Genomic DNA, 22,301 nt, shown 5'->3' with positions numbered 1-22,301 from the left:
CGGAGTTCCACGAGATATTTTAGCACGGCCCTCGGAGGTGCGTTATGGAACTTCTCGACGAAAGCATCGTGCCGGAGCACGCCCGCGGGGTCAAGCGGGAGGCCCGGGAGTTCGCGGCCGAGCACATCGCACCGAACGCGGAGGAGTACTTCCGGAGCGGCGAGTACCCGTGGGAGGTGCTCGAAGCCGGGCAGGACGCCGGCCTCGTCGCCCAGGACATCGGCGAGGAGTACGGCGGAGCCGGCTACGACCTCCGGCAGATCCTGGCGATCGCGGAGGAGTTCTACCGCGCGGACGCCGGCATCGCGTTGACGCTCCAGCTCGCGAGCTTCGGCTGCGAGATCGTCGAGAAGTACGGCACCGAAGAGCAGAAGGAGGAGTACCTCCGGCCGGTCGCCGAGTGCGAGCAGATCTCCGGCCTCGCGGTGTCCGAGCCCGACACGGGGAGCGACCTCGCCGGAATGACGACGACGGCGGAGAAGACCGACGACGGCTACGTCCTCAACGGCGAGAAGTACTGGATCGGCAACGCCGTCGAGGCCGACTGGCTCACGGTCTACGCGAAGACGGGCGATCTGGACGACCGCTACTCGAACTACTCGCTCTTCGTCGTCCCGACGGACGCCGACGGCTACGACGCGGAGCACATCCCGGAGAAGATGGGCATGCGCGCCTCCAAGCAGGGCCACGTCGTCTTCGACGACTGCGCCGTCCCGGAGGAGAACCTCGTCGGCGCGGAGGGCGGCGGCTTCTACATGCTCGCCGACTTCTTCAACCACGGCCGGGTCGTCGTCGGCGGCCACGGCCTGGGGCTCGCCGCGGCGGCGATCGAGGAGGCGTGGGAGTTCGTCCACGACCGCGAGGCCTTCGGCCGGCGCGTCAACGAGTTCCAGTCGGTCCAGCACATCCTCGCGGACATGCGCACGGAGTTCGAGGCGGCCCGCGCGCTGAACTGGCGGGCCGCCGAGAAGGTCGAGGCGGGCGAGAACGCCGGCTTCTGGGCGGCGGCGACGAAGACGAAGTCGACCGAGGTGGCGAACTTCTGCGCCGAGCGCGGCATGCAGCTCCACGGCGGCCGCTCGGTCCTCGCGGACCGCCGCATCTCCCGCGTCTACCGCGACGTTCGCATCCCCGTGATCTACGAGGGCGCGAACGAGATCCAGCGGAACCTGATCTACCGGCAGTCGCGGTGAGTCGAGGCGGCGATTCGTCGGTTCACGCGGTCTCGCGCCGCTTTTTCGACACCTGTCCGCGATCGAGACGATGTCACCTGATATGCTAACGTGCGTCGTACGTCACGTCGGATCATGTCAGTCGAACGTTCGCTCGACGGGAAGGTCGCGGTCGTCACCGGTGCCGGCGGTGAGATCGGTCACGGCATCGCGAGGGAATTAGCGAAAGGGGGGTGCGATGTCGTCGTCGCCGACGTGGACGTCCTCGAATCGGCACACAACCAGCAGGGATCGGCGGAGGTCGGCGGCGCGACGAGGGCGACGTCGGTCGTCGAGGAGATCGAGTCGCTCGGGCGGGAGGCGATGGTGATCAAGTGTGACGTGACGAAGGCCGACGAGGTCGGGTCGATGGTTGATCGGACGGTGGAGGCGTTCGGGAGCCTCGACGTGCTGGTCAACAACGCGGGCGTCATCACCGTCGCGCCGGTCAAAGAGCTCGAGGAGGACGCGTGGGACGCGATCATGGACGTGAACGCGAAGGGCGTCTTCCTCTGTTCGCGGGCGGCGATTCCGCACCTTCGAGAGTCGCGTGGGACAATCGTCAACGTCGCCTCCATCGCGGGCACCATCGGCGCGGCCGGTCTCGGCCACTACTGCGCCTCTAAGCACGCCGTGATCGGGCTGACGAAGGTGTTGGCGCTCGAACTCGCGCCCGACGACGTGACGGTGAACGCCGTCTGCCCGGGCATCGTGAACACGCCGATGTGGGAGAAGGCGCTCACGCCGACGCTCGAAGAGGATTACGCGGACACGATAGAGCGCGTCATCCCGCTCGGTCGGGATCAGACGCCCGAGGACATGGGCCGACTCGCCGTCTTCTTCGCCACGAACCGGAACGTCACCGGCGAGGCGGTCAACGTCGACGGAGGGATCACGCAGAACGTGATCTGAGCGGCGTCGGTGAGCCGAGGTTTATCCCCTCGCCGTTCCAACCGTCGGTATGACAGACGCCAGCGTCCACCTCCTCGACCGCGGCCGGGTCCGCGCGGACGTGAACTACGTCGTCGACGGGTACGTCATGGCCGACGCCGAGAACCCGCGCCCCGAACACGAGATCGGGGAGTTCGTCGTCTGGAACGCCGTCGTCGACCACCCCGAGATGACGGTGCTCTGGGACACCGGCTCCCACCCAGACGCCGGGAGCGGTTACTGGCCCGAGCCCCTCTACGGTGCCTTCGAGCACGTCGACGCCGACGAGCACCGCCTCGAGGACGACCTCGACGCCGCGGGCTACTCGCTGTCCGACCTCGACGCGGTCGTGACGAGCCACCTCCACCTCGACCACGCCGGGGGGCTGTACAACTTCGACGGGAGCGGCGTCCCGATCTACGTCCACCGGGAGGAGCTCAAGTACGCCTACTACAGCGCGAAGACGACGGAGGGATCGGTCGCGTACTTGGCGTCGGACTTCGACCGCGACCTGAACTGGAACGTGATCCACCGCGACCGTCGGACGCTCGCCGAGGGGTTCGAACTGATCCGCGCGCCCGGACACACACCCGGCCTCCTCGCCGCCCGGATCGACCGCGACGGCGGCACGGTGCTCCTCGCCGGCGACGCGGCGTACGTGGACGCCAACTACGCCGACGAGCTCCCGATGGGACCGGGGCTCCTCTGGTGCGAGCGGCGGTGGCTCGACACCGTCAGGAAACTGAAGGAGGAAGAGCGCGTCCACGACGCGGACGTGCTGTACGGCCACGACCTCGAACGGTTCGAGTCGTTCGACGGCGGGTGGGGGTGACGGGATCGTCTCGGAGGGGCGGGACCGCCCCGGGAGATCGAGTCGCAGTCGCGGGACCGCCCGGAGCGACGAGACCGCGAGCGGGGACGGCGACGGGCCGAACGCCGCGGGCCGGACGTTCGAATCCGACCGAACGGGGGTAACGGTATCGTACGCCGCCGCCGTATTAATCAGTCGAGTAGAAGGGTTGAATTTCGACGGGTTATCCGCCCTTATTTGGCCGTTCGTGCGCCTCTCAGTACTAATTTACAGCACTCGTCCACCGTGTGGTTTACCCGTAACGAACGCGTATCATACGCACGGTGAAGAAGAACGAACTGATCCACCTTCACACGCTGCTCACGATCATCGCGGAGGACTACGTGAAGCGTGGCATCGCGGGCAAGGGGGACTTCGACCCGTACCGCGAACGCGGCGTGACCCCCATGACGCTCACCGCATCCCGTGACCGCCACGAGGAGGCGGTGACGACGCTCGCCGGAATTCTCGCTTCCCTGTCGGAGCGGGAACCGAAGGCGCACCCCGAACTCGTCGAAGGGTGACACCTCGACCCCGCCGGGGACCGATGCCCCGCCCGACTTCCGCGACCCCTCGAAACGTTATCTGTCCCGCTTAGCTCGGCGTCTCTCTCTTTTCCGGTCCGCGGACCGGACTCTCTTCCGGCACACTACCGCGACGTCACACCCGAGAGAAGTCGGACCCCGCGACCGTCGCGGAGACCGACAACCACTAAGACCGTTCCCCGACAGCATCGCGTATGCGACTGGAGGAGTACTGGGGAGTCGGCCCGAAGACGAGCGAGTTACTGCGCGACTCCCTCGGGGTGGAGGCGGCCGTCGCGGCCATCGAGTCGGCGGACATCCGGACGCTGGTCGACGCGGGGTTGAGTCGCGGCCGGGCGACGAGGATTCTGCGCCGCGCCAACGGCGAGGCCGGCATGGCGATGCTCGGCACCCGAGACGCGCGGAGCGTCTACGACGACCTGCTGCGGCTCGCGAGCGACTTCGCCGTCTCCCGGCACGCGGCCGACCGCATCCGGGTGCTGACGCCGCTGCCGAACCGCGAGGAGGCGGCGGACCGACTGGACGACGTTCGCTCGGCGCGCGAGGCGTGGACCGCCCTCGACGACGAGGCCCGCGAGGCCGTCCTCGACGCGTTTTCGGCCTACGACGAGGCTGGCGGCACGGAGCGCGCGGCGGTGCGGTGCGCGCTCGCGCTCCGGGAGGCGGGACTGCGGGGCGACACCTTCGCGGCGCTCGACGAGGTCGACGAGGAGGCGCTCGAAGCCGCCGCGGGGGCCCTCGGCTACGTCGACGGCGACGCGGTGCTGGAAGGGGCGGACGATCGCCTCGACGGGCTGCGCGCGCGCCTCGCCGAGGCGGAGCGGCTCGCGAACAGCGCCTTCGACGTGCTCGACGAGGTCAGGGGCGCCGGAGTATCGAGCCTCGAGGACTTCGAGGCCGCGACGGTCGAGTACGTCGCCCGCGAGACGGGCCTGACGCGGGGCGAGATCCGGAGCGCCGCGGCCGACGACGCCGCGGACGCGGCGGACTTCGTCAGCACCACCCTGCGGACGCTCGCCGCGGATCTCCGCGAGCGGGTCGACGAGCGGGAGAGGGAGGTCGCCGCCGACCTCCGGGAGTCCGTCGAGGCGGCCCGCGAGGACGTCGACGCCGCGGTCGCGGCGGTGGACGAGATCGCCGTCGCCCTCTCGCTCGCGCGCTTCGCCGCGGCGCACGACCTCTCCCGACCCGAACTCGTCGAGGACGGCCTGGCCGTCTCGGGCGCTCGGAACCTCTTTCTGAGCGGCGAGGTCCAGCCGGTCACCTACGCGGTCGGCGAGCACTCGCTGCCGCCGGGCGACGAGGAGGGCGCGGAAACGCCGCCGTCGGGCGACCGCGTGGCGGTGCTCACGGGGGCGAACTCCGGGGGCAAGACGACCCTCCTGGAGACGCTCTGTCAGACGGCGCTGCTCGCCGCGATGGGGCTTCCGGTCCCGGCCGACCGCGCGGAGGTCGGCCGGTTCGACGCCGTCGTCTTCCACCGCCGGCACGCCAGCTTCAACGCGGGCGTGCTCGAATCGACGCTGCGATCCATCGTCCCGCCGCTGACGGGCGAGGGGCGGGTGCTCATGCTGGTCGACGAGTTCGAGGCGATCACGGAGCCGGGGCGGGCCGCCGACCTGCTCAACGGGTTGGTCCGGCTCACGGTCGACCGCGGCGCGCTCGGCGTCTACGTGACCCACCTCGCGGACGACCTGAGCCCCCTGCCCTCGCAGGCGCGGATCGACGGCATCTTCGCGGAGGGGCTGACGCCGGAGCTCGAACTCCGGGTCGACTTCCAGCCGCGGTTCGGAACGGTCGGCAAGTCGACGCCGGAGTTCATCGTCTCGCGGCTCGTCGCCAACGCGCGGAACAGGGCGGAGCGAGGGGGGTTCGAGGCGCTCGCCGCGGCCGTCGGCGAGGAGGCGGTGCAGCGGACGCTGTCCGACGCCCGCTGGCGTCCCTGAAAGGCAGGGTAGCGTAGACGAGACGGCCGTCGGAGCCGTCTGTATCGTCGAAAACCGCCCCGTTTTCGCGAAAACGGCTGCGACGGCGTCAGTCTTCGTGGGCCCGGAAACGAGAAGCGCAGTGACGGGACGCGTCCCGCGTCGGCCCGGCGGCGACTCCGCCACGGGGTCGGAGGACGAGCGGACGCCGGTCGAGGCGTTGATGGAACACGCGTGGGACGCCCACCGGATCGCGGTCGATCCGGCCGAAGTAGCGGAAATGGGGGTTCGGGGGTGAGACGGCGGGGACTACCGCATCTCCTCCAGGCCGACGAACGCGTCGAGGTTCGCCGTGAGCCACGTTTCGACGCGCTCGTGACAGCGCTTGTAACGGGGGTAGATCGTGCACCGGTCCGGGCCCCGTTCGTAACTGACGACGACGCTGTGGAGATCGAAGTCTCGCCCGTCGATCCGGCGTTCGCTCGCCCGTTCACCGCGTGACCGCGACCCGGCGTTGACGTCGACTTCTGACATGGTGACCGTCAGGTATTGAGATGAGGTGTCGAATACATAACGCCTGCTAAGAGGGCTCCATAGCTCAACATACCGGTCGCGAGTGATCGTATCGGCAGACGCGCGAGAGGGGCGCTCGAGCGCGACCGCCCGATCGTCAGGAATCTCCGCTTTCGCCGCCGTTCTCGTCGGTATTCCGTCAGTCGAACACTTCCGACGGCGCGCTTATGCCGCCACGGCGTCTCGAATATATAGAGGCGGACGGACGGCGGCGGCCGGCGAGACGACGTTCTGATCGCGTCGGTCGGCCCCCGTACCGTCACGAACGGAGCGCTCGATGACGACGACAACGAAAGAGGACAGAGAACAGTACGTGGACCGGATCGTCGACCAGGTGTCGGCGTGGACCGGGATCGACGCGGAGCCGCACCGGTTCGGGGGGACGGAGTTCCTGCTCGGGCCGCGGGAGGTCGGCCATGTCCACTGCGTCGGGATCGTCGACATCAACTTCCCGAGGCGGATGCGCGACGCCCTGATCGCGGCGGGGAAAACCGGCGAACACCACGTGGTTCCGGAGTCGGGGTGGACGACGTTCCACGTGGCGTCGGAGGCCGACGTGGAGCGGGCGCGGTGGCTGCTCCGGCTGTCGTACCTGTACCGGGCGCTGACGACGAAGCGCACGCCTGAGGGGAAGCACGCCCTCGCGGCGCTCGACGTCGACGCCGAGATCGAGGAACTGGGGCTGAGCGACGAGCTCAGAGGGATGGTCGAGCGGGTCCGCGACTGACGGGGTGGACGACGGAACGGCCGAACGGCCGAACGGCCGAGCGATCGGCGGAGCGCCGAGACGGCCCCCTCTGTCGCCGGCGGCCGCAGGAGGTTTGCCGAAACGGGCCGAACGCGGATCCGAGTATGGAAGACAGATCCGACGGCGACGGCGGCGAAGACGGAGACGGCGGCGGGTACACGCTGGTGTCGCTCGACGACTGGGACGAGGTCGGCGCGCACCTCGAACGCTTCTGCGAGGGGGAGTTCGCGGTCACCGACGAGCGGTTCGAGTGCCGGACCGGCGGCGCGACGTTCGCCGTCACCCGCGAGGGCAGCGTCGACGCCGGCATGCCGCTGCACGAGTTCGGCCACCAGGGGATCGACGCCCTCGGCTTCGATCACGCCGGGGGCTCGATTCTCGTGAAGGGCGGCGGCGGCCTTCGATATGTGTTCCGTCGACCCGACTGAGTCCGTCACCCCGACCGAGCCGCCCGAAGCGGACCGACTCGTGGACACGGAGCGGAGCGCCGACCGCCGAGACGCCCCGCCGATGCCGGCCGCCCGTCGAGAGTCACACCTGCCGAGGAAGACGGATTGAAGTGCCGCGGGGGAAGAGATGCAGAGAACATGGTGGACCCCACATCGGATCTCGGCGAGGACGTAGACGAGAGCAGCGCTCCGGAGTGTGCGACCTGTGGGGAGAAGATCGTTCAGTCGCCGACCCACCGGGTCGTCACCTGGATCGACGACGAACGGGTCCGTCACCGCCACTTCTGCGGCGACGAGTGCCGCGACGGATGGGACGGCGAAGGCGAGGGAAACGGAGAGGGCGAGGACGACGGCTGATCGTTCGGCGATCCCGGCGTCACTCGGACCGGGATTCGGACTCCGACTCCCGGTGCGTCTCCCAGAACCGTTCGAGCCCGAACGAGAGCATGTCCGGACTCACCGGCTGGAACTCCTCCCGCTCTTCCTCCGGGAAGTACTCCCGGACGCCGTTCCACGACTCGCGGGCGTACCTGGCGTCGACGAACACCCTGACGCCGACCTCGCCCGGACCCCGGATGACGCGGCCGACGGCCTGTCTCGCCTTCCGGACCGCCGGAATCGTCAGGGCGATCTCGAATCCCGACCCGAACTCCCTGTCGTACGCCGTCCGGACGGCTTTCGTCCGCGGACTCGACGTGTTGATGATCGGGACGCCGCAGACGACGGCGGCGCTCAGCCGATCCCCGCGATAGTCGACGCCCTCCGTCAGCGTCCCGCGGAGGCTCGTCACGAGCACCTTGTCCCCGCCGCCGAAGAAGTCGGCCTTGAGCGACTCGGTCTCCCCGTCGTCGCTCGACGAGTCGAGCAGGACCGGCTTGTCGATCCGCCGCTCCAGGACGCCGGCGATCCACTCGGCCTCGCCGTAGCTCGGCATCCCGACGAGGACGTTGCCGGGTGAGCGGGCGACGGCGACGACCGCGTCCGCGTGGACGCGCCGCGCCTCGGTGTCCTCGCCCGGGCGGCCTCGGTTGCCGTAGGTGAACTTCGGCGCATCGACTGCGAAGCTCGCGCGGTTCGCGGCCGGGAACGAGAGGCCGTACGTCCGCTCGACGACCGGACGCCCCTCGGATTCGAGGTAGTCGAGCCCGGTCACCGTCCGGAACACGTCGAGCGGCGCGAGCGTGGCGCTCATGAGGACGCCGCCGCCGAACTCGGCGAGGCGCTCCCCGATGGCGTCGCTCGGGACGCAGTTGTGCAGCGCGAGGCGGGCGTTGTACGCCCGCCGCCAGGAGTCAGGCGGTTCCGTCCGGTCCCACGTCCGCTCCAGTTCGATCTCCCGGAAGTAGCGCTCGTGGTCCAGCCGGTACCACTCGCCGAGCAAGCGGCCGACGGCCGGGGCTGCCCGCCGCCTGTCCTCCCCTTCGACCGCGTTCAGAACCCGGGCGACGAGCGATCCGACGGCCTCGGCCCGCGCCCAGGTTCCGCCGTCGTACCCCGCCTCGACGGCCCACTCCGAGAGCGCGTCCGGGCCGGGTTGTTCGGGGTCGCGCAGCGGGATTTCTGCGTCTTCGAGCGAGGGGCTGCCCGCCGAACGGGCCGGGGGCTCGTCGGCGGGATTCCCGGCACGAGTCGGCCCATCGCCGGCGAGATCGCCTGTCCGAGCCGATCCACCACCGGTGTGATCAGTGGAGCGAGCCGATTCATCACCGGCGAGTTCGGCCCGCCAGTCGGGGCGGACGCGGTCCAGGTGCGCCTTCACGCGGCGGTCGAGCTCCTCTCGGAGGTCGCGGACGAAGCGCCGCGTCTCCTTCAGCTCCGCGAGCGTCACGTCGGAGTCCGCGAGCTCGCTTCGGATCTCGTCGGCGTCGGCCGCGGTCCGCCCGCCGCCGTCGTCGAACTCGACCGGCTGGATCACCCGTGTGAGTTCGGCCTCGGCGTCCCCGAGGGTGGCGTCCCCCACGCCGTCGCTGACGAGGTCGCGGACGCGCGGTTCGAGCATGTGCGCCTCGTCGCAGACGACGAACGTCGTCTCGTCCGCGAGCGCGCCGGTGAACGTCCGAACCGTCGTCGGGTCGAACGCGTGGTAGTAGTTGCCGATGACGACCTCCACGTGCGGCAGGACCGCGCCCATCGCCGAGTGGGGACACGTCCCGCGGCCCGCCGCGAGGGAAACGAGGTCGTCCGGTTCGAGGAGCCCCCGCTCTTCGACGTCGAACGGGACGGCCTCGACCGGGTCGCCGTCCTCCGGCAGGTCGTCGAGGAACTGCGCGTAGAAAGGGCAGTACTCGACGTCGCCGTGCTCCGGCGTCTCGGGGAGGTACGGCGTCGGCTCCCCGGCCGTTTCGAGGTACGTCACCCCTCCTCCGCGGCCCGAGTCCGCGAGTCCCGTCTGCGCCCGTCGGGCCCGCGAGGCGAGCGCCGCGGCCGTCGTCGATCCGCCCTCGCCCGTCAGATTCCGCGTGCGCTCGCGGAGCCCCTCACACCGGTCGTACACCGTCGACTCGTCGACGCCGGCCGTCCGCTCGCGGCTGTACGGGCACACGTCCGCCTTCCCGACGAGCGTGAGTCCGGACACCGGCCGCCAGTCGTCGGGCAAGTTCCCGTTGATCGTCCGGAGGTCGTCCTCGAACTGGCGCAGCTGCTGCTTGACGCTCGTCAGCACGAGCACCCGCTCGTACGGCGACTCCGGGTCGCGCACGCGGTCGATGCCGGCGGTGAGCGCCAGCATCGTCTTGCCGGTCCCGCAGGCTCCCTCGACGACGACGAATCCGCCCGCGTCGGCGGCCTCGATCGCGGCTTCGATGCCGTCTGCCTGCTCGGGATACGGCTCTCCGTGTCCGAAGACGGTGCGCCAGCTCACGTCCAGTCCTCGCTCCCGGTCACGCTTATCGGTGTCGGAGACTGGTCCCGTCATCGGGTATAAACTCGCGGACCGGTCAGCCGGACGCCGCCGTTCCGTCGCATCCCGTTCCGTGCTCCGGGGCGGCAGACTCGCCCGCGGACGCCCGCCGCTCTGCGGTCGTCTTCGCCGAATCGCGGGCTGACTCGTTCTCCGGCGCGCCGTCCGCGGTATTCGCGTCGGCGTTCGCGCCGGCGGTCTCGCTCTCGTCGGAGGCTGCCGTCGAGGCGGTGGTCTCGTTCCCGTCGGAGGCGGCCGTCGAGGCGGCGGTCCCGTTCCCGTCGGACGTCGCGTCGTACGCTTCGGCCGGTCGCCGGACCGCACCCGACGCCGCCTCGACGGCGGCGAGCGCGTCGATCCGCTTCGCGCCGTCCGACGCGCGGGCCGTCTCGTGGAGGATTCGCCGCGTCTCCTCGGGGGAGAGATCGCCGGCGCTCGCCTCCATCAGCGCCGCGGTTCCGGCGACGAAGGGCGCGGCTGCCGACGTGCCGTAGAACCGTCCCGCGACGGCCGTCTCGACGCCGTCGGGCGCGCCGACGTCGACCTCGCCGGCCGACGCGCCGCGGGAGCTGTAAGCGCGGGTCGCGCCGCCGTCGGCGTCGAACGCGCCGACCGCGATGACCCGATCGCTCGTCGCCGGCGCGACCAGGCTCCCCTCGGGCGTCGCGTATCCGAGCGAGTGGCGCGTCGAGAACAGGCGGAGGTGGGTGTGGGTGTCGTTCGCCGCGCCGGCGCGGGCGTACACGGCGACGTAGTACGTCCCCTTCGGCACCGCGGCGTCGATCGCTTCGGAGGCCGGGAGGCTGTCGTTTCGGGACTGCCGCCGGGTCGACTTCGCGACGACGGGGTCCTCTCCGCCCCGGACGTGGCGATAGAGGTACAGGTCGTAATCCGCCGACGAGTTCCAGTAGAGGCGGAGCGAGACGCGTCCCCGAACCGGATCGCCGCCGGCGAGGGGGTTCGCCTCGATTCCGGAAGCGAAGGACGCCCATCCCTCCCCGGCGTCCGTCCCGGCCCAGTGTCGCTCGGCGTAGTTCCCGGCCGAGGTGACGAACACGACTCCCTGCGCCGACGCGTTGTCGGCGGCGTCGGTGATCCGGTCCATCCCCTCCATCGTCGGGGGGAAGTAGCTCCCGGAGTCGACGATCACGTCGACGTCGTTCGCGAGGAGCCACTCGATCGCGGCGGCGTACCGCTCCGGCGTCGGCTCCGTTCCGATCTCCACGAGGTAGAGGTCCGCGCCCGGCGCGGTCCGGGAGACGATCTCGGCGACGGCCGTGTCGTGGGCGGTCTCGTCGGCCGCGTCCGACGCGTCCGCGTCGATACGATCGCGGGCGGCCACGTTGCCCGCAATCGACGGGTGTCGGGGATCGAAGCCGCTGCCGATGACGCCGACTTTCACGCCCTCGCCGGTGACGCCGCGCTCGTGGAGCTCGGTCGCCCCGATCGCTTCGAGGCCGGCGACGAACCGCCGCTCCGCGCCCGGATTCCCGCCGCTTCCGGGCGGCGGTACGGTCGCGCCGTCCGCGCCGGGGGGTTCGAGGACGTACAGCGAGTCGAGCCCGTACCCGTCCCCCGCCGGTTCGGTCGGCACCGCGTACACTATCAGGCCGCCGAACCCCGTGACGACCGAAGCCGCGACGAGCAGCGCGACGAACGCCAGGTCGACCGCGACGGCGATCGATCCGCGCCGACGGCTCATCGCCGCACCTCCGCGGCGGAGCGGACGGGAACTGTCATCGCGTCACCGTCGGAAGGCGTCCCAGGCGGCCACGAGCGCCAGCACGAGCAGCCCGCCGGCGAAGAAGGCCGCGCCGGGCGGGAGGAGCCCCAGCACGGGGTCCGCGGCGGATCCGAAGCTGTCGCCGACGCGCGGCGCCGTCCCGGGCCCGCCGAGATCTGCGACCGCGGGACCGAACGCGGCCTGAACGACGAGGCTCGCGATTCCGAGCAGGGCGACCGCGCCGATGAGCCGCTGCAGCGAGTCGAGAAACGTCGACCGATCGTCCTCGCGGCCCACGCACACGACGAGCGAGTCGTCCGCCGGACCGTACACGTTCATCTCGCGTCCTTTCACCGAGTAGCGCGTGTCGGCGATCCGGACGAGCCCCGCCTCCTGGAGGTTCTTCAGGTGGTGACGGACGTTCTGAAGCGAGGTGTCGATCTCCTCGGCGAGTTCGGAGGCGGTCGCGGGATGGTCGTGGAGGGCCGTGAGGATTGATCGGGCTGTGTCCGACGACAGCGAACTGATGAGCCGTTCGGACTCCTCGTCGTCGAGCCAGAGCACGCGGAGATCGCCGCCCTGCGACTGCGTGGTGTCCGTGTCAGACGGTAGCAGCCCTGACATATTGGATCGTTCCTCCGAGGCGTACTAAACCCTTCGGAAATAGTTGACGAACGCTGACAATAATTGCGTCGAGGCGTCCGAGCTCAAGGGTTCAGCGCGTCCGAGTCGGGCTGATCGGCGCGCGTCTCGGGGATCCGACCCGCCAGGTACAGCCCGGTGAGCGCCGCGAGGACGACGAGCAGACAGACCGCGAACCCCGCGAACACGTCGTCGAACGCGAATCCGAGTCCGCGGAGGACGCCGACGACGCCGCTCCCGTTGGCTTCGATCAGGAGGGCGCTGCCGCTGAACACGGCGTAGGCGGCGCCGCGGTTCGACGCGGGCAGCGAATCGAGCATGTACGTGTCGAGGGCCGGAAACAGGCTGTGGACGACGTACCCCGTGATCGCCGTCACGACGGCGAGCGCGGCGAACGAGGAGGCGCTCGTGAGCGCGAACAGGCAGACGACGAAGGCGGCGTGGATCGCGAGGATGTACGGCACGTGGGGGAGGCGATCCGCGAGCCGGCCGCTGAACCAGAACGCGGGCACGCCGGCCGCGAAAATCACCGTCAGAAGCGTTCCGGCCGCCGCCCCCGAGAGCCCTTTCCCGTCCACCATGTACGACACGTAGAAGTTGAACAGACCCTGCCAGACGAACCCCATCGCGCCCACCATCACGATGCCCAGGAGGATGATCCGCCAGTGCGCGAGCGCGCCGACGAAATCGCGGTCAGCGGCGGCTTCAGCCGGGGCCCCGCCGCGGGCCCGAAGCACGCCGACGAGCGCGAGCGTGAGGAGCACCGCGAAGGCGGCGAGCAGCCAGAAGACGGCGCGCCAGGAGTACGACGCGACCAGGGTGACCGTGACGACCGGGGCGACGACGGCCGCGAGCTGGCTCGCGGTGCCGTGAACGCCGACGGCCCGACCGAGCGCGTCGGGATAGAGTTCGCCGACCAGCGGGACGGCGGCGACGAAGTACGCCCCCGACGCGACGCCGATGGCGAACGCGCCGACGCGGAGCGCGAACAGCGAAGTCGCCGCGGCGGTGAACGCCGCAGCAGCCGCGAGCAGCGCGCCGGTTCCGAGGACGACGTGGTGTCGCGGGACGCGCGTCAGCAGGTATCCAACCGGGATGCGGGGAACGGCGGTTCCCACCCAGACGAGCGTCGTGACGAGGCCGACGGCGGCGGGCCCCACGCCGAACGCGCCCTGGAACGTCTCCACGAGCGGCGCGAACGCTGTCCGCCCGAAGTTGACGAGGAAGACGAGCCCGCAGAGCGTCCCGAAGAGCCGTCGTGTCACGCTCGGTCGTTCGTCGACGGGGTGTTCAAGCGTTGCGAATCGGCCCGGCGGCGATCGGTCGTCGACCGCCACCACATACGTTAACGCCCGCCCGGTAGAAGATCGCGTATGATCCACTCCGAACGGATGGCCGCGGTCGACGAGAACGCCGAGGCGCTGGGCGTCCCCCGGAAGCAGCTCATGGAGTCGAGCGGCAACGCCGTCGCCCGCGCGATCCGCGACGCGGCCGAGCCGGGTGCGAACGTCGCGATCGTCGCCGGGAGGGGAAACAACGGCGGCGACGCCTTCGTCGCGGCCCGCTTCCTCGACGAGTACGACGTGACGGTTCACCTCCTCGGCCGCCCGGAGACGATCTCGACGACTATCGCCCGCGAGAACTGGGACGCGCTGGAGCGGGCCGAGTACGACCTCCGCACCGTCACGGATTCGCGGAGCCTGGACCTGGGTTCCCCCGACGTGATCGTCGACGCGATGCTCGGGACGGGGGTGAAAGGATCCCTCCGCGAGCCGGAGGCGACCGCCGCGGCGGCGATCAACGGAAGCGACGCGACCGTCGTTTCCGTCGACGTCCCCTCGGGCGTCGACGCCGACACCGGCGCGGCGGACGGCGCGGCGGTCGAAGCGGATCGCGTCGTCACGTTCCACGACGCGAAACCCGGACTCGCGGACCTCGACGCGGAGGTCACCGTCGCCGACATCGGCATCCCGGCGGCCGCGGAGCTGTTCGTCGGTCCCGGCGACCTCCGACGCGTCGGCAGAGAGGCGGAGAGCCACAAGGGCGAAAACGGCGACGTGCTCGTGATCGGGGGCGGTCCGTTCTCCGGCGCGCCCGCCCTGTCCGCGATGGCGGTGCTCCGTGCGGGGGGCGACCTGGCGAACGTCGCCTGCCCCGAGTCGGTCGCCGAGGCGATCAAGGGCTACGAGCCGGATCTCATCGTCCATCCGCTCGACGGCGACCACCTCGTCCCGGACCACGTTGAGAGCCTCCTGTCCATGGCCGACGGAAAGGACGTCGTCGTCATCGGCCCCGGACTCGGAGACGCCGCCGAGACGACGGACGCCGTCCGGAGATTCCTCTCGGAGTTCGACGGGACGGCCGTCGTCGACGCCGACGCGCTCAGGGTCGTCCCCGAGGTCAGCACCGAGGCGGAGCTGATCTGTACGCCGCACCAGGGCGAACTCCGGGATATGGGCGGCGAGACGAGCGACGACTGGCGCGAGCGGACGGACCTGGTCGAGGCGTTCGCCGCCGAACTGGGACACGTTCTGCTCGTGAAGAGCGCCTACGACGTCATCTCCGACGGCGAGCGGACCCGCGTCTCGCGGTCCGGCAACCCGGGGATGACCGTCGGCGGAACCGGCGACGTGCTGGCCGGCGCGACCGCCGCACTCGCCGCCGTGCACGAACCGTTCGAGGCGGCGGCCATCGCCTCCTACGCTAACGGACGCGCCGGGGATCTCGCGTTCGAGAAGCGGGGCTACGGCTTCACCGCGTCGCAGATGGTGGACGAACTCCCCCTCGCGCTCGGAGGTGAGACTGATGTCTGAGGGGACGGAGTCCGGCGACTCTGAGCCGAACGCGGAGCTCACTCACACCGACGACCGCGGTAACGTCCAGATGGTCGACGTGGGCGGGAAGCCCGACACGGCCAGGCGGGCCGTCGCGCGGGGAGAGATCCGCCTGCGGCCCGAGACGATCGAGGCGGTAAAGCGGAACGACGGGAGGGTGGGCGAAACGCCGTCCGCCGCCGAGATCGAGAAGGGCGACGTGCTCGCCACGGCCCGGATCGGCGCGATCCAGGCGGTCAAACACACCTGGGAGACGATCCCGATGTGCCACCAGATCCCGATCACCAACGTCGACACCGAGTTCGAGGTGCGGGACGACCGGGTCGTCCTCACCGTCGCGGTCGAGACGACCGGGAAGACCGGCTGCGAGATGGAGGCGCTGGAGGGCGTCACGACCGGCCTGAACGTGGTGTGGGACATGGTGAAGGCCGCCGAGAAGGACGACGAGGGGCAGTATCCGGGCACGCGAATCTCGGACGTTCGGGTCGTAGAGAAGGAGAAACGGACGCCGGAGTAGCCCGGCCGCTCCGTCGCCGATTCCGAGTCGCGTCCCTGTCCGAGGGAGAACCGGTGCGAACAGACGGCACTCGACACGCGCGAAGCGGCGTGCCGTACTCCCGCGGAGCGCTTCGCGGCCGCGTTCACCGCACGGGACCGAGTGGTCCCGTCTCGGTACTTGAACCCTCGCCCCCGACGGGATCGCTCGCGTCGGCGGCGACGAACCGAGAAGCTAACTCGGGTTGGCGCGAACGCCGTCCCGTGACAGCGCTCGATACACCATTTTGCGACGCGCTCGGAGTCGATTCCCCCGTCGTCCAAGCGCCCATCGGGAGCGCGACGTGTCCCGAACTCGCCGCCGCCGTCTCCGACGCGGGCGGGCTCGGTACGCTCGCGGTTACGTGGCGCGAGCTTGACGAGACGAAGGCGGTCATCCGTCGCACCCGGGAACGAACCGACAGTCCGTTCGGGGTGAACCTTGTCCTCGACGAGCGCACGAAGCGGATCGACACCGCGACGCACCTCAACGCCTGTCTCGACGCCGGAGCCGAGATATTCTCCTTCTCGTTCGGGGACGCGTCATCCTACGTCGACGCGGTCCACGACGCAGGGGGCGTCGCCTTGCAGACCGTAGGGAGCGCCGCGGAGGCGCGGGCGGCCGTCGACGCCGGGGTAGACATCGTGGTCGCACAGGGTTGGGAGGCCGGGGGTCACGTGCAGAGTGAGGTCGCGACGATGCCACTCGTTCCGCGCGTCGTCGACGCAGTTCCGGAGACTCCGGTCGTCGCGGCCGGCGGCATCGCGGACGGCCGGGGGGTCGCGGCGGCGCTCGCGCTCGGCGCCGACGGGGCCTGGCTCGGAACGCGGTTCGTGGCGAGCGAGGAGGCGGTCGTTCACGGGAGGTACCGCCGCCGGGTCGCCGAGACGGACGAGACGGGGACGTACTACTCCGATCTGTTCGATAAAGGCTGGCCGGGGATGCCGCACCGGGTTCTCAGGAACAGCACCGTCGAGCGGTGGGAGGCCGCGGGGCAACCGGCTCCGGGTGATCGACCCGACGAGGACGGCGTCGTCGCGACGGATGCCGAGGGAAACGCCATCGAGCGGTACGACGAGGCGCTGGCGACGCCAGACGTGACGGGCGATGTCGAGGCAATGGCGCTGTTCGCGGGACAGAGCGCCGGACTCGTCGGAGACGCGCGACCGGCCGGCCGGATCGTCGCCGACCTCGTGGACGAAACGGAACAAACGCTCGATCGGCTCGCCGGCGCGTCCGCGTAGCTACGCCGATTCCGCGGGGGCCAGATCGGCCGCCTTCGACCGGGCCTTCTCGACGACGTCGGGCTTGGCCTCGAATTCGAGCAGCACGTGGTCGTTCTCGTACTCCTCGCGCTCGACGTGTCCGTGGTCGTGGATCCACGACACGACGCGCATCGTGTCGTCGGTCATGGGGAGCATCAATCGCTCCTCGCGCCACGGCGGCAGCTCCGCCTCGATCCGGGCGCTCAGTTCGTCGACGTTCTCGCCGGTCAGCCCCGACACCGCGACGGGGCTCGGCGCGAGCGCGGTGAGCGCGGCCTCCTTTTCGGCCAGCTCCTCGTCGCCCACCTTGTCGATCTTGTTGAACACCGTCACGATGGGGGCCTCGTTGCGCTCGTAGAGCGTGTCGTGGCACGTCACGAGCTTCTCGCGTATCTCCTCGACGGGTTCGCTGGCGTCCACGACCAGGAGCACGAGGTCGGCCCGGTAGACGGAGTCGAGCGTGGACCTGAACGACTCGACGAGCCAGTGCGGCAGGTCCGAGACGAACCCGACGGTGTCCGTCAGCAGCACGTTCCGCTTGCCGGTGTCGGCCCGGCGGGTGGTCGTCCCGAGCGTCGTGAAGAGCCGGTCCTCCGACTCCGCCGTCGCGTCGAGGTCGGGGTGGAGATCCTCGTTCTGCTCCACGTCGAGATCCGCGGCGAGCCGGCGCAGGAGCGTCGACTTGCCGGCGTTGGTGTAGCCCGCGAGCGCCACGAGATCGAACCCGGACTCGCGGCGCTGCTCCCGGCGGGTCTCCTCCTTGTCGGCGATGGAGTCCAGCTCCCGCTTGATGTTCGCGATCTGGGCCTTGATGTCCTGTTCGCGGCTCTCGTCGTACTCGCCGAGCCCCATGAAGCCGGGGCGCTCGTCCCGCTTGGCGAGGCTCGCCTTCGCCTCTGCGCGCGGGAGCTCGTACCTGAGTTCGGCGAGCTCCACCTGCAGCTGCGCCTTCCGGGTCTGCGCGCGCTGGCCGAAGATGTCGAGGATGAGCGTGAAGCGGTCGACGACTTCGGTCCCGTCCGGGAGCTTCTGGCCGATGTTGTACGTCTGATACGCCCCCAGCCGGCCGTCGACGATGACGCAGTCGGCGTCGCGTTCGGCGACGAGAGCCGCGAGTTCGTCGACCTTTCCCTCGCCGAAGTAGTAGGCGGCGTCCTCCTCGCGCGACTGCGAGAGCTCGCCGACGACCTCGTACCCGGCGGAACGCGCGAGGTCCGCGATCTCGCTCAGATCTGCGGCCCCGAAATCCGCGCGTTTGGCGACGATGGCCCGCTTTTCGGTCATCGTACCAGCTCCCGCGCCGCGTACGCGGCGTGGTGTGCGATCCGCACTGTTTCGCGCTCGGCTATGCTCTCTATGTACTTGAAGTCGGGTTGAAATTCGAGTGACACTGTCGATGCTGGTCGTTCGTAAAACTCCCCCCGCTCGGCCACGACGGGCCCGGCGGGGAGTGCCGGAAGTTCGCCGACGGCCTCCGCGACGACGGAGAGGGTCGCGTCGAGCGTCGGCCGGGATCGGCTCACGGCGAATCCCATCCCCTCGACGCTGCGGATGCGCGCCGAGTCGACGGCGGCGTGGACCGCGGCCGCGACCATCAGGTACCCGCCGTCCTCCTCGTGTCGGCCGCTGATGTCGACTCCGACGACCTCCGCGACGTCCGGGGCGGATCGCCGTCGCGTCCCCTCAGGGGCGGGGGTTCTTCACCTCTCGTTGCACCTCGAACCGCATGGGCGGACGTAAGACGCGCGCACTCTTGAACGTTCCTGGCTGGGCGGTCGGTTCCGTCACCGTTAGTATCTAATTTTGATAAGTGTGGGGGATTCGACCACGACGGCCGGATCGGAAGGGGTTTTCTGATCCTTTAAAACCGTATTTGTGGCGTTTCCGCCGACACAAATGACAGCGAACTAAAAATTCATAATATCTGGTATCTCAGTCATCGTATGTTCGATACGATCGTCCCGGCGTTCGCGACGGTCGATCTGCGTCAGCTCGGCATCGAGGCCGGATCGGGCGCGCTGATCGGCGCTGTCGTCGGCTTCGCCGCGAAGAAAGTCGCGAAGGTGCTCGCGGTCCTCGTCGGCCTCGAACTCGCCCTGTTCAAGTTCCTCGAGGCGCGCGGCGTACTCAGCGTCGACTGGGAGCGACTCACCGCCGGGGTGGCGAAGACCGGGCGAAACGCCGCCGACGGCGCGCCGCCGGACTGGGCGATGACGATCCTCTCGACGCTCTCCATCTCCGGCGGGTTCACCGCGGGCTTCCTGCTCGGATTCAGAAAGGGGTGAGCAGAGCGCTCTCGCCCCGCCGTGCTCGGATCTCCTCCGTCCCGCCTACCGCCTCCGTAACTCGTCTTTGTCCTTGATCACCCGCGTCTCGGCCTCGCCACTCGTGAGTTCGTTCACCAGGTCGTAGAAGTCGTTCTGCATCCCGGCCGGGAACGTCACGACGCCGACCCAGGAGCCGTCGTTCTGCCACTCCTCGCGTTCGAGGTCGCCGAACTGGCGGACGCGCGCCTGGGCGCTGCCGGCGTATTCGGCCGGCAGTTGGACCGCGATTGTCACCTCCGAAAACCGGATCGGGATGACGGGGCGGAGGGCGTCGAGGGCGTCGTCGACCTGCGTCTCCACCGGCTGCATCGGATCGACGCGGAAGCCGGCCTCCTCCAGCGCGCGCTCGATGCGCTCGGGCGGGTGCGGCGCGTCGTCCATCTGCGGGTTGACCGCGTTGCGGGCGATCCGGTCGATGAGCTGCCTGCGCTTTTGCTCCTGCATCTCGCGGCGCTGCTCGGCCGTGATCTGGATCTCCCCCCGCGTTACGACCTCCGGGATGATCTCCAGGGGGTCGGTCGTGCCGAAAACGTTCTCCAGGTCGTCCTCGGCGGGGCGGTCGCCGCGCGAGGCGTCCTCGAACACGTCCTCGGCGGCGATCACGTCCGTCAGGTCGCCGTCGAACTCGTCGCGCTTGATGGCGAGCGCCGCGTCGGGGTCGATGAGCACCTCGAACCGCGCGCCGTGGGATTCGAGCCGGGCCGTCACGGCCTCGTCGAGCGAAATCATACGACGGGGTAACACCCCTGACGTTAAAAGCCCTCCCCGATCCTGACAGGACCGGGTCGCCGTCGTCGCGGTTCGGCGCGCAGGCCGCGCGTCCGACGCGCGATAGCGAAACGCTATATCCGTCGACCGCCACCGGACGACTATGAGCGCGACCGCCGAAAAGAGCCTGGAGGAGCGCATCGAACTGTTCATGATGCGCAACTTCCCGCAGATCCAGATGCACGGCGGCACCGCCGGCATCGACGCCATAGACGAGGAGACGGGCGAGGTGTGGATCTCGCTCGCGGGCGCCTGCAGCGGCTGCGGCATCTCCCCCATGACCATCCAGGCGCTCAAGGCGCGGATGGTCGCGGAGTTCGACGAGATCGAGATCGTCCACGCCTCGACGGGCGGGGACGACTACGGTTACGGGTACGGGTCCGACGACTTCTCCGACGTGCCGTTCTGAGAGCCGGTTTTTCGACCGGCGGCGAGAGCGTTCGGGCGGCGCACGCCCCGCGGCGAACCGGAAATCCGGTTTTGACCCCGTTAAGATCCGTTGTAGCGGGTTCGTAACTATGAGCGGGCGGTTCGTAGCCGCCGAGAGACGAGCGCAGACGAAGGAGACACGAGTACCGACGAGGGCGTCTTCCACGTGGTGTGTCGTGACTGTCGGACCGAGTCGCTGGTCGGGACGCGAACGGCCGCCGAGCGGCTGGCGGACGAGCACGCGGCCGAGCGGGAGCACCGAGTCGCGTTCGCCCGGATCGAACAGGCGGAAAGCTTTGGTGGCGGCCCTCCGAGTGAAGGGGCATGGACGATTCCGACAGCAGGCTGTCGGTTCTTCTCGACGCGGCGCGCGACGGCGGGGCGACCGCCCTCGACTCCTTCCGGACGGACGTCCCCGTCGAAACGAAGGCGGGACCGCTCGACCCCGTCACGGCGGCCGACCGCGCGGCGCAGCGGCGGGTCGTAGAGCGCGTCGGCGAGTCGTACCCGGACGACCCGGTCGTCGGCGAGGAGGACGACGCCGAAAAGCGCGTCCCGCCCGAGGGCCCGGCGTGGATCGTCGACCCGATCGACGGGACGAACAACTTCGTCGCGGGCAACCGCCGGTGGGCGACCAGCGTCGCCGCCGTCCGCGACGGGGAGCCGGTCGCCGCGGTGAATCACCTCCCGGCTCTCGGGGACACCTACGCGGCCGACGACGGCGGAACGACCCGAAACGGCGAGGCGGTCTCGGTGAGCGACCGGGCGGAGCCGGCGGAGTTCACCGTGAACGCGATCTTCGGGCTGGACGCTCACTCGCGGGGTGAGCTCTCCCGGACGGTCGAGACGACCATCGACGAGTTCGGCGACCTCCGGCACGTCGGGAGCGGACAGGCGGCGCTCTCGATGGTCGCCGCCGGCGAACTCGACGCCGCGGTGTCGACCGTCCGACTGGACCCCTGGGACACCGTCGCGGGCGTCCACCTCGTCCGCCGGGCCGGGGGGACGGTCACCGACGCCCGCGGCGAGCCGTGGCGGCACGACTCGACGGGCCTCGTCGCGTCGAACGGCGAGGCGCACGACGCGCTCGTCGAGGCGTTCGGAACGGCGACGGAGTGACGAGCTCGACTACGGTTTCGGGCGGGACGCGACCGAGAGTTCAGGAGGAGAGCCGTTCGACGATCGCGGCGAGGTCGGCCTTGTCCTGGACGCCGATGACGCGCTCGGCGCGCTCGCCGCCCTCGTAGAACTGCAGCGTCGGGACGCTGCGGACGCCCTCGCTGCGGGCCAGATCCTGCAGTTCGTCGATGTCGACCTTCAGGACGACCGCGTCGGTCTCGGCGGCGAGTTCCTCCACGGTCGGTTCGAGCATCTTGCACGGCCCACACCAGTCAGCGTGGTAGTCGACGAGAACCACGTCGTGTTCGGCGACGAGGTCCGCCAGGTGGTCTTCGCTCTCGACGTGAATCGGCTCGCCGGTCTTCGCTTCGGGCGTGCTCATGGACCACCGTAGTGGTGGGAGCGGCTTAACTATTGATCAGCTATGCCCGCCGAGCGCACGACCGCGTCGACGCCGCCTCGATCCGGCGCCGCCCTCGGCGAGAACCGCCTCGCGTTCGACGGCGGATTCCGCCGGGAGCGCACCCGG

Annotated in this window: 24 protein-coding genes; 15 read left to right on the top strand and 9 right to left on the bottom strand. The window is 69.9% G+C overall.

Annotated elements, in window-relative coordinates:
• The first annotated feature begins 44 nt into the window (after positions 1–44).
• From CNO20_RS18505 to CNO20_RS23110, 6 genes are all read left to right on the top strand, one after another.
• A complete protein-coding gene (locus tag CNO20_RS18505) occupies positions 45–1,193 on the top strand; it encodes an acyl-CoA dehydrogenase family protein (RefSeq protein WP_101297687.1) in 1,149 nt (382 codons plus the stop codon).
• Positions 1,194–1,307: 114 nt separating this feature from the next.
• Positions 1,308–2,123, top strand: coding sequence for an SDR family NAD(P)-dependent oxidoreductase (locus CNO20_RS18500; protein ID WP_101297686.1), 816 nt, complete (start codon positions 1,308–1,310; stop codon positions 2,121–2,123).
• Between the two features lie 49 nt (positions 2,124–2,172).
• Complete coding sequence (locus CNO20_RS18495; protein ID WP_101297685.1) at positions 2,173–2,973, top strand: N-acyl homoserine lactonase family protein; 801 nt, start codon at positions 2,173–2,175, stop codon at positions 2,971–2,973.
• Between the two features lie 302 nt (positions 2,974–3,275).
• Positions 3,276–3,515: a UPF0058 family protein gene (locus CNO20_RS18490; protein ID WP_101297684.1), complete on the top strand. Its 240-nt coding sequence runs from the start codon at positions 3,276–3,278 to the stop codon at positions 3,513–3,515.
• A 215-nt stretch (positions 3,516–3,730) separates the two neighbouring features.
• The gene (locus CNO20_RS18485; RefSeq protein ID WP_101297683.1) at positions 3,731–5,482 is read left to right on the top strand and encodes a P-loop NTPase family protein; all 1,752 of its coding nucleotides are present in this window, start codon (positions 3,731–3,733) and stop codon (positions 5,480–5,482) included.
• Positions 5,483–5,603: 121 nt separating this feature from the next.
• Positions 5,604–5,759, top strand: a complete 156-nt coding sequence (locus CNO20_RS23110) for a hypothetical protein (protein WP_158237446.1) — start codon at positions 5,604–5,606, stop codon at positions 5,757–5,759.
• 11 nt (positions 5,760–5,770) lie between these two features.
• On the opposite strand, the gene CNO20_RS18475 is transcribed toward CNO20_RS23110, so the two are convergent.
• Entirely contained in the window at positions 5,771–5,995 is a 225-nt protein-coding gene (locus CNO20_RS18475; RefSeq protein ID WP_101297681.1) for a DUF7511 domain-containing protein, read from the bottom strand.
• 316 nt (positions 5,996–6,311) lie between these two features.
• Here CNO20_RS18475 and CNO20_RS18470 point away from each other — a divergent pair, with 316 nt between their 5' ends.
• The 3 genes from CNO20_RS18470 to CNO20_RS18460 all read left to right on the top strand — a co-directional run bounded on the left by CNO20_RS18470 (position 6,312) and on the right by CNO20_RS18460 (position 7,588).
• Entirely contained in the window at positions 6,312–6,761 is a 450-nt protein-coding gene (locus tag CNO20_RS18470; RefSeq protein ID WP_101297680.1) for a luciferase domain-containing protein, read from the top strand.
• 125 nt (positions 6,762–6,886) lie between these two features.
• Entirely contained in the window at positions 6,887–7,210 is a 324-nt protein-coding gene (locus tag CNO20_RS18465; RefSeq protein WP_101297679.1) for a hypothetical protein, read from the top strand.
• A gap of 159 nt (positions 7,211–7,369) precedes the next feature.
• Complete coding sequence (locus CNO20_RS18460; protein WP_101297678.1) at positions 7,370–7,588, top strand: DUF7576 family protein; 219 nt, start codon at positions 7,370–7,372, stop codon at positions 7,586–7,588.
• Positions 7,589–7,607: 19 nt separating this feature from the next.
• On the opposite strand, the gene CNO20_RS18455 is transcribed toward CNO20_RS18460, so the two are convergent.
• From CNO20_RS18455 to CNO20_RS18440, 4 genes are all read right to left on the bottom strand, one after another.
• Positions 7,608–10,091 carry an ATP-dependent DNA helicase gene (locus CNO20_RS18455; protein WP_233204251.1) on the bottom strand — a complete coding sequence of 828 codons (2,484 nt, stop codon included), beginning with the start codon at positions 10,089–10,091 and terminating at the stop codon, positions 7,608–7,610.
• 76 nt (positions 10,092–10,167) lie between these two features.
• Positions 10,168–11,832, bottom strand: coding sequence for a S8 family serine peptidase (locus tag CNO20_RS18450; RefSeq protein WP_101297676.1), 1,665 nt, complete (start codon positions 11,830–11,832; stop codon positions 10,168–10,170).
• 42 nt (positions 11,833–11,874) lie between these two features.
• Positions 11,875–12,477, bottom strand: a complete 603-nt coding sequence (locus CNO20_RS18445) for an ArsR/SmtB family transcription factor (RefSeq protein WP_101297675.1) — start codon at positions 12,475–12,477, stop codon at positions 11,875–11,877.
• An 83-nt stretch (positions 12,478–12,560) separates the two neighbouring features.
• Entirely contained in the window at positions 12,561–13,760 is a 1,200-nt protein-coding gene (locus CNO20_RS18440) for an MFS transporter (RefSeq protein ID WP_101297859.1), read from the bottom strand.
• A gap of 126 nt (positions 13,761–13,886) precedes the next feature.
• On the opposite strand from CNO20_RS18440, the gene CNO20_RS18435 reads away from it, so the two are divergent.
• The 3 genes from CNO20_RS18435 to CNO20_RS18425 all read left to right on the top strand — a co-directional run bounded on the left by CNO20_RS18435 (position 13,887) and on the right by CNO20_RS18425 (position 17,108).
• Positions 13,887–15,308 carry an NAD(P)H-hydrate dehydratase gene (locus CNO20_RS18435; protein WP_199174931.1) on the top strand — a complete coding sequence of 474 codons (1,422 nt, stop codon included), beginning with the start codon at positions 13,887–13,889 and terminating at the stop codon, positions 15,306–15,308.
• Positions 15,301–15,846 carry a cyclic pyranopterin monophosphate synthase MoaC gene (moaC, locus tag CNO20_RS18430; RefSeq protein WP_101297673.1) on the top strand — a complete coding sequence of 182 codons (546 nt, stop codon included), beginning with the start codon at positions 15,301–15,303 and terminating at the stop codon, positions 15,844–15,846. The genes CNO20_RS18435 and moaC overlap by 8 nt, the downstream gene beginning before the upstream one ends.
• 242 nt (positions 15,847–16,088) lie before the next feature.
• Positions 16,089–17,108: an NAD(P)H-dependent flavin oxidoreductase gene (locus tag CNO20_RS18425; RefSeq protein WP_101297672.1), complete on the top strand. Its 1,020-nt coding sequence runs from the start codon at positions 16,089–16,091 to the stop codon at positions 17,106–17,108.
• Here the strand turns inward: CNO20_RS18425 and hflX are convergent, their stop codons facing one another.
• Positions 17,109–18,413, bottom strand: coding sequence for a GTPase HflX (gene hflX, locus CNO20_RS18420; RefSeq protein WP_101297671.1), 1,305 nt, complete (start codon positions 18,411–18,413; stop codon positions 17,109–17,111). It abuts the gene before it with no gap.
• Entirely contained in the window at positions 18,410–18,760 is a 351-nt protein-coding gene (locus CNO20_RS18415; protein WP_101297670.1) for a DUF2209 family protein, read from the bottom strand. Before CNO20_RS18415 ends, hflX begins: the two co-directional genes overlap by 4 nt.
• A 312-nt stretch (positions 18,761–19,072) precedes the next feature.
• On the opposite strand from CNO20_RS18415, the gene CNO20_RS18410 reads away from it, so the two are divergent.
• Positions 19,073–19,414, top strand: a complete 342-nt coding sequence (locus tag CNO20_RS18410; RefSeq protein ID WP_101297669.1) for an FUN14 domain-containing protein — start codon at positions 19,073–19,075, stop codon at positions 19,412–19,414.
• A gap of 45 nt (positions 19,415–19,459) precedes the next feature.
• Here CNO20_RS18410 and CNO20_RS18405 read toward each other — a convergent pair whose 3' ends face one another.
• The gene (locus CNO20_RS18405) at positions 19,460–20,185 is read right to left on the bottom strand and encodes a ribosome assembly factor SBDS (RefSeq protein WP_101297668.1); all 726 of its coding nucleotides are present in this window, start codon (positions 20,183–20,185) and stop codon (positions 19,460–19,462) included.
• A gap of 142 nt (positions 20,186–20,327) precedes the next feature.
• Here CNO20_RS18405 and CNO20_RS18400 point away from each other — a divergent pair, with 142 nt between their 5' ends.
• Positions 20,328–20,633, top strand: a complete 306-nt coding sequence (locus CNO20_RS18400; RefSeq protein ID WP_101297667.1) for a NifU family protein — start codon at positions 20,328–20,330, stop codon at positions 20,631–20,633.
• A 344-nt stretch (positions 20,634–20,977) separates the two neighbouring features.
• Complete coding sequence (locus CNO20_RS18395) at positions 20,978–21,772, top strand: inositol monophosphatase family protein (protein WP_101297666.1); 795 nt, start codon at positions 20,978–20,980, stop codon at positions 21,770–21,772.
• A gap of 40 nt (positions 21,773–21,812) precedes the next feature.
• Here CNO20_RS18395 and trxA read toward each other — a convergent pair whose 3' ends face one another.
• A complete protein-coding gene (trxA, locus tag CNO20_RS18390) occupies positions 21,813–22,154 on the bottom strand; it encodes a thioredoxin (RefSeq protein WP_101297665.1) in 342 nt (113 codons plus the stop codon).
• Positions 22,155–22,301: the final 147 nt, after the last annotated feature.

Source organism: Halegenticoccus soli (genome assembly GCF_002844195.1).
Classification (GTDB): domain Archaea; phylum Halobacteriota; class Halobacteria; order Halobacteriales; family Haloferacaceae; genus Halegenticoccus; species Halegenticoccus soli.
This window is presented reverse-complemented; position numbering and strand designations above follow the sequence as displayed.